The organism is Providencia sp. AGC89, assembly GCF_053543535.1.
Map to the genome: position 1 here is coordinate 76,720 of NZ_JBIXLP010000072.1, position 14,415 is coordinate 91,134.

Below are 14,415 nucleotides of genomic sequence, written 5' to 3' on the forward strand. Positions count from 1 at the left end.
GGAGCTAAAAATGAGTGATGATTCAGCTCTGCCCTTACAATTTACTGATGCGGCAGCAATAAAAGTTAAAGATCTAGTTTCTGACGAGGATAACCCAAATCTGCGTTTACGTGTTTATATTACCGGTGGCGGATGCAGTGGTTTCCAGTATGGTTTCACATTTGATGACCAAATCAATGAAGGTGATATGACCATTGAGAAGCAAGGTGTTGCTCTTGTGGTTGACCCAATGAGCTTACAATATTTAGTTGGCGGAAGTGTTGACTATACTGAAGGTTTAGAAGGCTCGCGCTTTATTGTGACGAACCCGAATGCTAAGTCTACTTGTGGGTGTGGGTCGTCCTTTAGCGTCTAATTTTCGTCATATTTCGAGCTGTGGCGGTGTTGACCTCATTCAGCTACTCGGGTCACATACTTGTGTGTGCTCCCCGAGGTATCTTCATTCGCCGCCTTGCCAAATTTTCGTCATATTTCGAGCTGTGGCGGTGTTGGCTTCATTCAGCTACTCGTGTCACATACTTGTGTGCGCTCCCCGAGGTATCTTCATTTGCCGCCTTGCCAAATTTTCGTCATATTTCGAGCTGTGGCGGTGTTGGCTTCATTCAGCTACTCGGGTCACATACTTGTGTATGCTCCCCGAGATATCTTCATTTGCCGCCTTGCCACAACTCGAACTATTTAGAAAATTTCTGTAATCTGCAATCTGTAATCTGTAATCTGTAACCTGTAACCTGTAACCTGTAACCTGTAACCTGTAACCTGTAACCTGTAACCTGTAACCTGTAATCTGTAACCTGTAACCTGTAACCTATAATTCTCGGATTTTAGTTCCTAATTATCAATTATATAGTGAGTTTAGCTGTTCGCACAGTTGTTCGGTTGCATTCACAATCCTTGGGCCTGCTCGATGAAACCAATCTTCGTTTAACCGAATAACAGGGACATTGAGTTGGGGATGCCAAAATTCTTTCACTGCTTTTTCCTGTTCTGCTGAACCTGTCATGATAATCACATCTGGTTTGCGGGTGAGTACTTGCTCACGGCTGACTTGCGGCCATTGCACTGTACTATTAGCAAAAATATTTTCACCACCACAAAATTCCACAACATCATTTTGCAATGTCTGATTACCAGTACTAAATAAAGGCTGGATACCTAATTGAATAAACACACGTTTTGGTTTGTTGATTAAGGCTTTTTTATTTTGATAAGAGGCTAAGGTTGCCCGCATCATTTCAATATTGTGTTGTGCAATTTTGGGGTTAGGACTGTATTGTGCTAATTCAGTTACTGAATTAATCACTTCATCGATGCTTTGCGGGTCGAAATAAATAATAGGAATACCAAAAGATGCGAGTTGTTCGAGAGGGCGCTGTGGGTTTCCTCCTCGCCATGCAAGAATTAAATCCGGTTTAAGTGCGATAATACGCTCCACATTTAGCCCTTGCCAATCAGCAACTTGTTCTATTTTTTTTGCTTGTTCTGGATAGTCGGAGTAAGCACTAACTGCAACTAAATTATCACCTAATCCAGCCGCGTAGGCGAGTTCGGTGTTTGCTGGTGATAAACTAATAACCCGTTGTTTGGGGGTAGCTAGAGCAGAAAAAGTAACCAACAAGGTACATAACAAGGTAACAGTGAAGGAATAAAAATGAGGAATTCTTTTCATGACTATCATTTATCTTAGCTGCAATGAAAAAGCATAACGGAATGTTAGTTATGCTTTTTCATAGGAGAAAATTAAGCGAGTTTTGTTAAAATCGCGTTGATCATCAGTGAAGATTGGCGAGCAGCAATAGGTAAAAACTCATCAAAACTGGTATGAGACTCTTTATCGGCTACATCAGAAATGGCGCGAACGACAACAAATGGTACGCCAAACTGGTGGCAAACTTGCCCTATCGCAGTCGCTTCCATCTCAACTGCAGCAACTTGAGGGAACATGGCTTTGATACGAGCTAATGGTTCTGCTCCATTAATAAAAGCATCACCACTACAGACTAAACCACGTACTGCATTCATATCCAATAAATTAATGCACTGTTCCGCAACGTTTATCAGGTTGCTATCCGCGACAAAAGCTGGTGGGCATTGTGCCATTTGGCCTGGCTCATAGCCAAACGCGGTGACGTCGGCATCGTGATAACGAACTTCAGTAGAGACAACAATATCACCAACATTTAAACGAGGATCTAACCCACCTGCGGACCCAGTGTTGATAACTACATCAGGTTGGCAATGTTCTAGTAATAATGTTGTACCGATTGCAGCCGCAACTTTACCAATACCTGATTTTAATAAAGCAACGTCAACACCATTAATTTTTCCGGTATAAATTTCACAGCCTGCGCGGCTGATCGTTTGGCAATTTTCAATTTGTGAGCGCAAAATAGCAACTTCTTGCTCCATTGCACCAATGACCCCAACTTTCATTTTGTCTCCTTCACCATATTCCCCTACTTAGTGTTTACAACACATTATTTAGGGAAAATAGAATTTTGTTGTGTTATTGCTTTGATCTTCGAGCGCTATCGCAACTAATATTGCAATATCTCATGTTTAAGCAATGAAATTACAAAGCTGTACGAAGTGTAGCATTGAAAGTTGAGGCGTGAAGTATTTTTCCTGCACTTTGGTTATATAATGACTAATAAATTTAGATAAGGGAGAGGAAAGAATGGGGGAGATTAACTTTCTTAAAAAGCTAAGCTTTCAGCGTAATTATACGAGTAGCGCAAAGAATCAAAAAGTTTCGGAAAAAGATGAAGACGCCGTTAATCGCTTATTTGAAAGTGATCGGGGGCGTATCATTAATTCTGCTGCCATTCGTCGCTTACAACAAAAAACACAAGTTTTTCCGTTAGAACAAAATTCTGCTGTACGTAGCCGATTGACTCACTCACTAGAGGTTCAGCAAGTGGGGCGTTACATTAGTAAAACCGTTTTGGGTGAATTAAAAAAGAGAAAGTTATTAGAAACCTATGGGTTAGATGAAAGGTGTGACGCCTTTGAAAGCCTCGTTGAAATGGCTTGCTTAATGCATGATATCGGCAACCCACCTTTTGGTCATTTTGGTGAAGCTGCAATACAGCGTTGGTTCAGTAAATTATTGGCTCCCGGCTATCTTTATACACCAGACTCTCCTGATCCATGCCAAATACACGCCTTACAATTGACAGGTAATGAAAAGCAAGACCTTTTTCGTCGTCAATTGAAGCACGATTTGTGTTCATTTGAAGGCAATGCTCAAGGGTTGCGTATGGCTCATCGGTTGCTCAAATTAAATTTGACCTACGCACAGATTGGTTCAATTTTGAAATATACTCGCGGGGCTTATGATTTAGCTCCGATCCCTGCAGAATTTGACTATTTAATGAAAAAACCGGGTTATTATTGGTCTGAATCAGATTTTGTCAGTGAATTGACAAAAAAACTCGATATGGAGAAATATTGTCGCTTCCCTCTCTCTTATATTATGGAAGCGGCTGATGATATTTCATATTGCATTGCTGATCTGGATGACGCTGCTGAAAAAGGTATTTTTACCGTCGAAAAATTAATCGATTATTTAAAGGCAGAATGGGGTCCTATTGAACCAAACGATTTGTTTGACCAAACCATTATGCGTGCTTATAACAATATTAGTGATAATCACACAAGGCGCATTCAACAAGATCAGTTTTTTATGTACTTACGCGTCAATATTACGAGTAAATTATGCCATTACAGTGCTCAACAGTTTATAAAAAACTTACCTGAAATTTACCATGGTAATTTTAATAGCGCATTACTGGAAGATAAAAGCCCTGAGCATAGGTTATTGAAAGTATTAAAAACAGTGGCATTTAAGCATGTTTTTAACCACCATGAAGTTGAGGAACTAGAACTTCAAGGGTATCGCATTATTAGTGGGTTACTCGATTTCTATAGCCCATTATTAATGATGAGCAGAACAGATTTTGCGGAACTAGTGGACAAAAACTATCATAAGCATTTTTTTATTGAAACTCGTTTATTCCATAAGTTATCTAATAAGCACCGCTTATCTTATACTGAAGCGCTTGAAAAAATTTCTGCGACCAATGAGTCTGACCGCTCAATCCTCGAGTTTTATTACCGGGCACGTTTAATACAAGACTATATTAGTGGGATGACAGATCACTATGCCTATGAAGAATATAGAAAATTTATGGTCAGCAACTAACATTATATTGATGTTATGTAATAAATTCGCAAAGTATTCAATAAAATGATAGGAAAAACAGGTATACTAAGGGGACAGGTTTTTCCTTATTAATAGGCGGAAAAAGCAACGTGTTGAAACGGGAAAAACGGCAATCATTATTTTTATAACTTAATACTCCGTAGTGACTACTTATGGCTCAATTTTACTCTCCGAACCGCCGTACTACTTCACGCCGTCAAATAACGGTTATTGCTGAAAGCCTTGATGCTGCTGGGCAAGGTGTCGCTCGTGTCGATGGCAAAACGATTTTTGTGGCAGGCTTATTGCCTAATGAAGAAGCTCAGATTGAATTAACAGAAGATAAACGTCATTTTGCAAAAGCGAAGATTATTAGGCGGTTGAGTACCAATCCACAAAGGGTTAAGCCACGCTGCGGTTACTTTGAACAATGCGGTGGTTGCCAACAACAGCATGTTGATATTGAACTACAAAGGGAAAGTAAAGCCCTTGCTTTACAGTATGTAATGTTACGCGAAACGGGGGTAGATAAACCAGCAACCCCGGTTATCAGCGGTGAGTCATATGGCTACCGTCGACGAGCACGCTTGGGTTTGCAATACCATTCTAAAAGCCATCGGTTAGTCATGGGCTTTCGAAAAACTCAATCGAATACTTTGGTTGATATAAAACATTGTCCTGTTTTATCACCCGATCTAGACATATTGCTTGAGCCGCTTTCACAATGTCTCAACCAGCTCAGTATTGCCGCGAAACTGGGGCATGTTGAATTAATTTATGCGGATAACTGCAAAGTTGTATTGATCCGGCATTTGGCTCCTTTGCTATCTTCAGATAAGCAAAAACTCATTGATTTTGAAAATCAGCACGGAGTGTCTATCTGGTTAGCAGGTAATGATGAAAACTTACATACGCTGACTGAGGCTTCCCCATTACCTGAATATCAAGTCGCAGGGGAAAGGTTGAGATTTAATCCGTCAAACTTTATTCAAGTTAATGCGCAAGTTAACCAACAAATGGTCGAGCAGGCGTTAGCATGGTTGGATATCAACAGTGAAGACAGGGTATTAGACCTGTTTTGTGGAATGGGTAATTTTACACTGCCTATTGCTCGGCTAGCGAAATCTGTCGTTGGGGTTGAAGGTGTTGAAAATTTAGTCGAACAAGCACGAAACAACGCTCAGCTCAATACTATTTATAATGTAGCATTCTATAATGAGAACTTAGAAGCACAAATTCATACACAGCCATGGGCAGCTCAAGGGTTTAATAAAGTGTTATTAGACCCTGCAAGGGCCGGAGCTGCTGGTGTAATGGAACATTTAATTAAACTGATGCCAGAAAAAATTGTCTATGTTTCATGTAACCCCACAACATTAGCTAGGGACAGCAAGGTTTTGCTTGGTGGGGGTTATCAATTATTACATTTGCGGATGTTGGATATGTTTCCGCACACTAGCCATTTAGAGTCAATGGCATTATTTATCCGTCGCCCAGAGGTTTAATCGGTAGGGAGAATATATGGTTGCAGTAAGAAGTGCACATCTTACCCCAGCAGGTGAGTTTGCCCCAGAAAATTGGGTTAATGGTTTAGGTTTGGGCAATAAGCAATCAGAAGAAAAGCTCATCCATACCTGGCAATACTGTCATGACAAATTAGCTGGACAAGAAAAAGCGCCTTTATTGCTATGGCGCGGCATTGAAATGACCGAGATACTCTCTACATTGAGTATGGATATCGGTAGCTTACAAGCAGCTTTGCTTTTCCCTTTAGTCGAAGAAGGGGAGCTAAAAGAGCAAGATGTGATTGATGAGTTTGGTAATTCTATTAACGAACTTGTTAAGGGCGTGTTGGAAATGGACGCAATTCGCCAGCTCAAAGCCACGCAGTCGAGTGAAACAAGCTCGATACAAGTGGATAATATCCGTCGTATGTTACTGTCGATGGTAGAGGATTTCCGCTGTGTTGTCATAAAATTAGCTGAACGCATCGCACATTTACGTGAGGTAAAAGATGCAACAGAAGATGAGCGCGTATTAGCCGCTAAAGAATGTTCAAATATCTATGCGCCTTTAGCAAATCGTTTGGGGATAGGCCAGCTAAAATGGGAACTAGAAGATTTTTGTTTCCGTTATTTGCACCCTGATGAGTATAAAAAAATTGCTAAATTACTCCATGAGCGCCGTATCGATCGTGAAGAATACATTGATAACTTCGTAGGGACATTACGAAAGTATATGTTAAAAGAGAGTATTCAAGCTGATATCTACGGTCGCCCTAAGCATATTTACAGTATCTGGCGCAAAATGAAGAAAAAATCTTTAGCGTTTGATGAACTGTTCGATGTGCGTGCAGTGCGTATTGTCGTCGAACGCTTGCAAGATTGTTATGCTGCTCTAGGGATTGTACACACCCACTTTCGTCATTTGCCGGATGAGTTTGACGATTATGTGGCGAATCCAAAACCAAATGGTTATCAATCGATTCACACGGTGGTACTTGGGCCAAATGGTAAAACCCTTGAAATTCAAATACGAACTCGTCAAATGCATGAAGATGCAGAGTTAGGGGTTGCAGCGCACTGGAAGTATAAAGAAGGCGCAACGGGTGTTGGCAAGGGCAGTAGCTATGAAAACCGCATTGCATGGCTGCGTAAGTTAATTGCATGGCAAGAAGAAATGGCCGATTCTGGTGAAATGCTGGATGAGGTGCGTAGCCAAGTATTTGATGACCGAGTCTATGTCTTTACACCTAAAGGTGATGTCGTTGATTTGCCAACGGGTTCGACGCCACTTGATTTTGCATATCATATCCACAGTGATGTGGGTCACCGTTGTATAGGGGCTAAGATTGGTGGTCGCATCGTGCCATTTAGTTACCAACTACAAATGGGGGATCAAATTGAAATTATTACGCAAAAGCATCCAAATCCTAGTCGTGACTGGTTAAACCCTAACCTTGGCTATGTTACCACTAGCCGTGGACGAGCGAAAATACAAAACTGGTTCCGTAAGCAAGATAGAGACAAAAATATCCTTGCGGGTCGCCAAATATTGGATAGCGAGTTATCTCACCTCGATATTAGTCTTAGAGAAGCAGAAAAGCTGTTGATAGCGCGGTATAACGTTCATTCATTAGATGAAGTTTTAGCGGGTATTGGTGGTGGTGATATTCGTATCAACCAATTAGTTAACTTCCTACAAAGTAAGTTTAATAAGGCGACAGCAGAAGAAGAAGACCGTGCAGCGATGAAGACGCTGGAAAGTAAGTCTTCAGTTCCAAGGGCACCATCTCATGGAAGTGGTCGTGTGGTCGTCGAAGGGGTGGGTAACCTGATGCACCATATTGCGCGTTGTTGCCAGCCAATCCCGGGTGATGAAATTGTCGGTTTTATTACCAAAGGGCGAGGGATTTCCATTCACAGTGCGGATTGTGAACAGTTGGCTGAATTGCAAAGCCATGCCCCTGAGCGTGTTATTGATGCCGTATGGGGGGAAAACTATTCAAGTGGTTATTCTTTAGTCGTCAGGGTAGTCGCAAACGATCGTAGTGGGTTATTACGCGATATTACGACAATTTTAGCGAACGAAAAAGTTAATGTCCTTGGTGTCAGTAGTCGTAGTGATGTTAAACAGCAACTAGCGACAATAGATATGACAATTGAGCTTTATAACATTGAGGTACTAAGCAGGGTACTCGCAAAATTAAATCAGTTACCTGATGTGATAGAAGCAAAACGCCATTCATCATAGGTTGTCGTCAGATATTGAGCCGCAGCGTTGTTGGCTGCGGTCTTTTACTTTAGCCAAATACTATTTTTTTGCGTGAGCAGGGTAATACTTATGAACACTCGCGATCATCGTTTTTTCTTGTGGTGTATTGTGGTCAATGACCGAAAGTAGAGGGTCAACATTGGGATTAGATAAATATTCAGAGGTATCATTACCTCTTAGCACACCTCCATCCCCATATCCTATGACTTCTCTGTTTAATTCATTTGCAAATGATTGATAGACACCATTAGTAACACCAAAGCATGATAGGACATGCAGTGGTTTTTGGGAAACCGTAAGGTCAACATTGTGAACTGATTTTATATGAGATATCGCCTCTTTTACCGTTAAGTATTTTCTATTGGCCGTATTATTCGAATACATTGAAACTTGTCCATTAGGAGTTCCGTGTATGGTTAAAGCCTCTTCCTTCATTCCTTTAAAATCACTGATATAACCGATTTTAAAGTAGATATCTGATCGAGTACTTTTCTCAAAGCTAAAGGCTTTGCAAGTTTCATACCCTTTACCAACTCCTTTCGGATGAAGGTTGATTGAAGAGTTGCTAATTAATTTTACTTTTTTTGAAAACAAAGATTTAAGGCGATTTTTTGGTGTGATATCCGTTGTGTTTAGTTCACTGACTGGATACGTAATTTTATTAAACATGCTATTAGCTCTTTAATGTTTTTCTTACCATACTTATTTTTTGGACAGTATTTTTCATAAATAAAGGTAAAAATGTCGAATTTGTTTTTTTATCGTCATTGATAGTTGATGAAGGGGAGATAGCTTATTGAATTCCCATATTATACTCGTCATACTTCAAGTTGCATGGAACGGGCATTCAGGTAACTGCATTACGCATTGGTGTATGCCTATCAGACTATTTTTGTTTGTCGTCTACATGCAATTTGCATTAATTAAAGTATAAAACTGGCATTGTAAAAATCGTTTCAGTTGGTTCTATCTTGTAATCAGTCAGTGATAAAAACCAACGCGTACAAAATCAAAGAAAAAAGGGAATAAAAATGAGTCAGGCCAATCCTCAGATAGAACGCTTATTGTCTATTATGGCACAGCTACGCGACCCTCAAAGCGGTTGTCCATGGGATAAAGTACAGACGTTTAAAACTATCGCACCATACACACTTGAAGAAACTTATGAAGTGTTAGATGCAATAGAGCGCGAAGATTTTGCTGACTTAAAAAGTGAATTAGGGGACTTATTATTTCAGGTGGTTTTCTATGCACAAATGGCGAATGAAAAGTCATTGTTTGATTTTAATGATGTCTGCCAAGCCGTGAGTGATAAGCTTGAGCACCGCCATCCCCATATCTTTGATGCCGATAATACGCTGAGCAGTACAGAGGTGATTGACGGGTGGGAAAAACGTAAATCGAAAGAGAGAGCTGAGAAATCCCAGTTTTCTGTACTGGATGATATTCCAAGCTCATTACCCGCGCTGATGAAAGCGTATAAAATTCAAAAACGATGTGCATCAGTGGGTTTCGATTGGGATACACTGGGTCCTGTAGTTGGTAAAGTTCATGAAGAATTAGAAGAGGTTATGGAGGAAGCAACTCAGGTTGTTGTCGATGAAACGCGCCTTGAAGAAGAAATTGGTGATTTATTATTTGCCACAGTAAATTTATCTCGCCATTTGGGGCATAAACCTGAAATAGCGCTACAAAAAGCATGCAACAAATTTGAATCTCGTTTTCGTCAAATTGAAAAATGTTTAGCTGAAAGTGGTAAATCTACAGAAAGTGCTACACTTGAGGAGATGGAAGCGCTCTGGCTGCAGGTTAAAAGCCAAGAATAAAATGTCTCGTCATATTTCGCACTACAGTGTTGTTGGCTGCGTTCGGCTACACAGGTCACATACTTATGTATGCTCCCCGAGATATCCTCTCTTGCTGCCTAGCTGTAATGCGAACTATTTAGAGCCATTATATGTAAGTATTGAAACTATCTGTCGTTTTAAGATTTGGATATTGTTGGTTTATTCTAAAAGTAATTTATTCAACATTCCCAAACAAAGCTTCAAAAACAATGAATAACGTGGCATTTTTGGGCGTTAAATAGCGGGTGATAGAGTAAATAGTTATTCAAAATCAAAGTTAGTGCAGAATCGCATTTTTTACGCCATATAATCAGCTGAAAGGATTTAGCTTTTGCCTTTAAACTGTGTTAATCTATAAAAACAGACATAGATGACTACTTTTAAAGCGATAAATAATTTTCGTTTTTAACTTGCTGATAATATTAGAGTATTGATGAAATTTAGCCTTATTATGCTTAGAACATTTGTAGCGAAATTAAGGTTCGGGTATACTGTTTTCCCGTCCTGTTATATCCATCATCTTTTAAACCTAAACTTTCAGGTTCAGCATGAAAACTAATTATATTTTTGTGACCGGCGGGGTCGTATCCTCTCTGGGTAAAGGCATTGCCGCAGCCTCTTTGGCGGCTATACTCGAAGCCCGTGGACTCAATGTGACGATTATGAAACTGGACCCCTACATCAACGTAGATCCAGGTACAATGAGCCCTACCCAACACGGGGAAGTTTTCGTTACAGAAGACGGCGCTGAAACTGACTTAGATTTAGGTCATTATGAGCGTTTTATCCGTACCAAAATGACACGTCGCAATAACTTTACGACTGGGCGTGTTTATTCCGAAGTTCTGCGCAAAGAGCGCCGTGGTGATTACTTAGGTGCGACAATTCAAGTTATCCCGCATATCACTAATGAAATCAAAGACCGAATTATCCGTGGTGGCGAAGGCCATGATGTCGTTCTTGTCGAGATTGGTGGTACTGTTGGTGATATTGAATCATTGCCATTCTTAGAAGCTATTCGTCAAATGGCGGCAGAAGTAGGTCGTGAGCGTACTTTATACTTACACTTAACTTTAGTGCCATACCTTGCAGCAGCGGGTGAAGTGAAAACTAAGCCAACGCAGCATTCTGTGAAAGAGTTACTATCAATTGGAATTCAGCCTGACGTATTAATTTGTCGTTCAGACCGTGTTATCCCTGCGAATGAGCGTGCAAAAATTGCGTTATTCTGTAATGTACCAGAAAAAGCGGTTATTTCCTTAAAAGACGTTGATTCTATTTATAAAATCCCAGCATTGTTAAAATCACAAGGTTTGGATGAATATATTTGTAACCGTTTCCGTATCGAATGCCCAGAAGCGAATTTATCTGAATGGGAACAAGTTATTTACGAAGAAGCTAATCCTGCAGGTGAAGTCACTATTGGGATGGTAGGTAAATATGTTGAGTTACCAGATGCATATAAGTCAGTTATTGAAGCACTAAAACACGGTGGTTTGAAAAACCGTTTAACAGTGAACATTAAATTAATTGATTCACAAGATATTGAAACTCGTGGTGTTGAATTACTAAAAGGCTTGGATGCTATTTTAGTTCCAGGTGGTTTTGGTGAACGTGGCATTGAAGGGAAAATTCTGACGGCAAAATATGCACGTGAAAATAACATCCCTTATTTAGGTATTTGTTTGGGAATGCAAGTTGCGTTGATTGAATTTGCTCGTAACGTTGCCAATATGGAAGATGCAAACTCAACAGAATTTAAAGCAGATTGTAAATACCCAGTTGTTGCGTTGATTACAGAATGGCGTGACGAAGAGGGTAACCTTGAAGTTCGCTCTGAGGAGAGTGACCTTGGGGGTACCATGCGAGTCGGCGGTCAGCCATGTCACTTAGTGAATGGTAGCTTAGTGCGTGATATGTATGGTTCAGAAACCATTATTGAACGCCACCGCCATCGTTACGAAGTAAATAATTTACTGTTGAAACGCATTGAAAATGCAGGCTTGAAAATTGCAGGTCGTTCAGTAGATAACAAATTGGTGGAAATTATTGAAAATCCAAATCATCCATGGTTTGTGGCATGTCAGTTCCATCCTGAATTTACTTCTACTCCAAGAGATGGTCACCCATTGTTTGCAGGTTTTGTTAAAGCCGCTGGTAAGTACCAGAAAGGTGAGTTGAAATAAGATATGGGGAAGTCGGCGCAGGTGTGCCAGCTTCCCGAAATTTAACTTGTACTGAGGAAAACCTAATGTCCAAAATTGTTAAAGTGATCGGCCGTGAAATCATTGACTCTCGTGGTAACCCAACTGTAGAAGCTGAAGTTCATTTAGAAGGCGGCTTTGTTGGTTTAGCAGCTGCACCATCAGGTGCATCTACAGGTTCTCGTGAAGCACTGGAACTGCGTGACGGTGATAAAGCACGTTTTCTGGGTAAAGGTGTTCTGAAAGCAGTTGCCGCTGTAAATGGCCCAATCGCAGAAGCCCTAACTGGTAAAGATGCAAAAGATCAAGCCAATATCGACCAAATCATGATTGACCTTGATGGCACAGAAAACAAATCTAAATTTGGTGCAAACGCAATTCTGGCTGTTTCTTTAGCAAGCGCAAAAGCAGCAGCAGCAGCAAAAGGCATGCCTCTGTATGAGCATATCTCTGATCTGAATGGTACTCATGGTCAATATTCTATGCCTTTACCTATGATGAACATCATCAATGGTGGTGAGCATGCAGATAACAACGTTGATATCCAAGAATTTATGATCCAGCCTGTTGGTGCACCAACACTGAAAGAAGCGGTTCGTATGGGTTCTGAAATCTTCCATCACTTAGCTAAAGTACTTAAATCTAAAGGTATGAATACAGCAGTTGGTGATGAAGGTGGTTATGCTCCTAACTTGGAATCAAACGCAGCAGCTTTAGCCGCAATTAAAGAAGCCGTTGAACAAGCTGGTTATGTATTAGGTAAAGACGTTACTCTAGCGATGGACTGTGCAGCATCTGAGTTCTATAACGCAGAAACGGGTAACTACGAGTTAAAAGGTGAAGGCAAAACCTTTACTTCACAAGAGTTTACTCACTATTTAGAAGAACTGACTAAACAGTATCCAATCGTTTCTATCGAAGACGGCCTGAACGAATCTGACTGGGACGGTTTCGCATACCAAACTAAAGTACTTGGTGACAAAATCCAATTGGTTGGTGACGACCTATTTGTAACGAACACTAAGATCTTAAAAGAAGGTATTGATAAAGGTATTGCTAACTCTATTCTGATCAAATTCAACCAAATCGGTTCGTTAACTGAAACTTTGGCTGCAATTAAAATGGCGAAAGATGCCGGTTATACTGCGGTTATTTCTCACCGTTCAGGTGAAACTGAAGATGCAACTATTGCAGATTTAGCTGTAGGTACAGCAGCAGGCCAAATCAAAACCGGTTCTATGAGCCGCTCTGACCGTGTTGCTAAATACAACCAGCTGATTCGTATTGAAGAAGCATTAGGCAAAAATGCGCCATTCAATGGCCTGAAAGAAGTGAAAGGCCAAGCTTAATTTAGTTTGACCTCAATAATATTATTACATGGGAAGCTTAGGCTTCCCTTTTTTATCTACTATTCATAGATAATAAATTTAAATAATTAATATATTATTTTCTACCAGCTGAATTAGTTCTTATTTTAGTTCTATTACCTAATGAGTTATTGCTTAAATTTTTTATAACTAATAGTGTTTAACTGTTTTTATATTAATTTTAACCTGTATTCAATAGGGATGGGTATTTAATGATTGTAATAAATGATGCGCAAAAAAAAATAGGAAAAGAACTAATTAAAAGCAATGATATTAATTTAATTACGTCTAATTTTATCGAGTTTACTCAAAGAAATGCCATTAATACTGATAGCATAACACATTTTGAGCAGCCATTTACAGAAGGTCGAATACAATTCATTAAGGTTGCGGATGGCGCTTATAGTATGGAATATGCCAGTGGTTCTGACGTACTTAGGGATGGAGAAAGTATTGAAAGTTATTTTTTAGGGTGTAACAGAATAAACGATAATAATAAGCGACCTATTTATATAGATATCCCTAAAAATGCAAAAGAAATAAAGTTTTTATTTACAGGGACGCTTTCAGGTCACTCAATAATAGTAGGTCGTGTATTCAATATAGAGATCATCACAATAGGTAATACTCCCGCTCTATGAATGTGCCGATGATTTTATCATGCATTTCAGGCGACTTCGAATAACCTAACGTCTTACGGTTAAGACGCTTTAAGCGATTTCTTAAATTCAAATTCTCTCTTTCTATTCGTTGGGTATAAAACTTACTTGCTACGTGTTTTTGTTTAGGTAATATCTCATAAGCACTGAACTTATCCGTGCACCAAAAAGCCACATTAAACCGAGACAGTAAAGCCAGTAACTGGCGAAGAGTTCTCTTGTTTCGACGACCAAACGTATGAGCAATAATCCGTTTTAGGCGAGGTTCCCAGGCATACCAAAGCCAGCGTTGTTGTTTCTTATTAGCCACAAAAGACCACTGTTCATCGACTTCACAAAGGAGTTCAATGTGCAAATTAT

12 protein-coding genes are annotated in these 14,415 nt (G+C 39.9%); 8 read left to right on the forward strand and 4 right to left on the reverse strand.

Annotated elements, in window-relative coordinates:
* Window positions 1–10 precede the first annotated feature (10 nt).
* The gene (erpA, locus tag ACIPUA_RS16495) at window positions 11–355 is read left to right on the forward strand and encodes an iron-sulfur cluster insertion protein ErpA (RefSeq protein WP_042848258.1); all 345 of its coding nucleotides are present in this window, start codon (window positions 11–13) and stop codon (window positions 353–355) included.
* 483 nt (window positions 356–838) lie between these two features.
* Here the strand turns inward: erpA and btuF are convergent, their stop codons facing one another.
* Both btuF and mtnN read right to left on the reverse strand, forming a co-directional pair.
* The gene (gene btuF / locus ACIPUA_RS16500; protein ID WP_042848188.1) at window positions 839–1,669 is read right to left on the reverse strand and encodes a vitamin B12 ABC transporter substrate-binding protein BtuF; all 831 of its coding nucleotides are present in this window, start codon (window positions 1,667–1,669) and stop codon (window positions 839–841) included.
* A gap of 71 nt (window positions 1,670–1,740) precedes the next feature.
* Window positions 1,741–2,433 (reverse strand): 5'-methylthioadenosine/S-adenosylhomocysteine nucleosidase, encoded by a 693-nt coding sequence (mtnN, locus tag ACIPUA_RS16505; protein ID WP_048608086.1) that lies wholly within the window; start codon window positions 2,431–2,433, stop codon window positions 1,741–1,743.
* A gap of 244 nt (window positions 2,434–2,677) precedes the next feature.
* Between mtnN and dgt the strand changes: the two genes are divergently transcribed.
* From dgt to relA, 3 genes are all read left to right on the forward strand, one after another.
* Window positions 2,678–4,204, forward strand: coding sequence for a dGTPase (gene dgt, locus ACIPUA_RS16510; RefSeq protein ID WP_042848185.1), 1,527 nt, complete (start codon window positions 2,678–2,680; stop codon window positions 4,202–4,204).
* A gap of 173 nt (window positions 4,205–4,377) precedes the next feature.
* Entirely contained in the window at window positions 4,378–5,709 is a 1,332-nt protein-coding gene (gene rlmD, locus ACIPUA_RS16515; RefSeq protein ID WP_071548533.1) for a 23S rRNA (uracil(1939)-C(5))-methyltransferase RlmD, read from the forward strand.
* 16 nt (window positions 5,710–5,725) lie between these two features.
* Window positions 5,726–7,957: a GTP diphosphokinase gene (gene relA, locus ACIPUA_RS16520; protein WP_042848182.1), complete on the forward strand. Its 2,232-nt coding sequence runs from the start codon at window positions 5,726–5,728 to the stop codon at window positions 7,955–7,957.
* Between the two features lie 60 nt (window positions 7,958–8,017).
* Here relA and ACIPUA_RS16525 read toward each other — a convergent pair whose 3' ends face one another.
* On the reverse strand, window positions 8,018–8,647 hold the full coding sequence (locus ACIPUA_RS16525) for a hypothetical protein (protein WP_042848180.1): 630 nt from the start codon (window positions 8,645–8,647) through the stop codon (window positions 8,018–8,020).
* A 362-nt stretch (window positions 8,648–9,009) separates the two neighbouring features.
* Here ACIPUA_RS16525 and mazG point away from each other — a divergent pair, with 362 nt between their 5' ends.
* From mazG to ACIPUA_RS16545, 4 genes are all read left to right on the forward strand, one after another.
* Window positions 9,010–9,804 carry a nucleoside triphosphate pyrophosphohydrolase gene (gene mazG / locus ACIPUA_RS16530; protein ID WP_042848178.1) on the forward strand — a complete coding sequence of 265 codons (795 nt, stop codon included), beginning with the start codon at window positions 9,010–9,012 and terminating at the stop codon, window positions 9,802–9,804.
* Between the two features lie 569 nt (window positions 9,805–10,373).
* Window positions 10,374–12,011: a glutamine hydrolyzing CTP synthase gene (pyrG, locus tag ACIPUA_RS16535; RefSeq protein ID WP_042848176.1), complete on the forward strand. Its 1,638-nt coding sequence runs from the start codon at window positions 10,374–10,376 to the stop codon at window positions 12,009–12,011.
* Between the two features lie 65 nt (window positions 12,012–12,076).
* Complete coding sequence (gene eno / locus ACIPUA_RS16540) at window positions 12,077–13,378, forward strand: phosphopyruvate hydratase (protein ID WP_042848174.1); 1,302 nt, start codon at window positions 12,077–12,079, stop codon at window positions 13,376–13,378.
* A gap of 230 nt (window positions 13,379–13,608) precedes the next feature.
* A complete protein-coding gene (locus ACIPUA_RS16545; protein WP_449059879.1) occupies window positions 13,609–14,037 on the forward strand; it encodes a hypothetical protein in 429 nt (142 codons plus the stop codon).
* Here the strand turns inward: ACIPUA_RS16545 and ACIPUA_RS16550 are convergent.
* A partial coding sequence (locus ACIPUA_RS16550; RefSeq protein WP_449059346.1) for an IS1 family transposase occupies window positions 14,009–14,415 on the reverse strand: 407 nt, incomplete at its 5' end. The two genes, ACIPUA_RS16545 and ACIPUA_RS16550, sit on opposite strands and share 29 nt — an antisense overlap.

Excerpts from the sequence above, each read along its gene's own strand:
- erpA (WP_042848258.1), top strand. The coding sequence starts at position 11 with ATGAGTGATGATTCAGCTCTGCCCTTACAATTTACTGATGCGGCAGCA.
- btuF (WP_042848188.1), bottom strand. The coding sequence starts at position 1,669 with ATGAAAAGAATTCCTCATTTTTATTCCTTCACTGTTACCTTGTTATGT.
- mtnN (WP_048608086.1), bottom strand. The coding sequence starts at position 2,433 with ATGAAAGTTGGGGTCATTGGTGCAATGGAGCAAGAAGTTGCTATTTTG.
- dgt (WP_042848185.1), top strand. The coding sequence starts at position 2,678 with ATGGGGGAGATTAACTTTCTTAAAAAGCTAAGCTTTCAGCGTAATTAT.
- rlmD (WP_071548533.1), top strand. The coding sequence starts at position 4,378 with ATGGCTCAATTTTACTCTCCGAACCGCCGTACTACTTCACGCCGTCAA.
- relA (WP_042848182.1), top strand. The coding sequence starts at position 5,726 with ATGGTTGCAGTAAGAAGTGCACATCTTACCCCAGCAGGTGAGTTTGCC.
- ACIPUA_RS16525 (WP_042848180.1), bottom strand. The coding sequence starts at position 8,647 with ATGTTTAATAAAATTACGTATCCAGTCAGTGAACTAAACACAACGGAT.
- mazG (WP_042848178.1), top strand. The coding sequence starts at position 9,010 with ATGAGTCAGGCCAATCCTCAGATAGAACGCTTATTGTCTATTATGGCA.
- pyrG (WP_042848176.1), top strand. The coding sequence starts at position 10,374 with ATGAAAACTAATTATATTTTTGTGACCGGCGGGGTCGTATCCTCTCTG.
- eno (WP_042848174.1), top strand. The coding sequence starts at position 12,077 with ATGTCCAAAATTGTTAAAGTGATCGGCCGTGAAATCATTGACTCTCGT.
- ACIPUA_RS16545 (WP_449059879.1), top strand. The coding sequence starts at position 13,609 with ATGATTGTAATAAATGATGCGCAAAAAAAAATAGGAAAAGAACTAATT.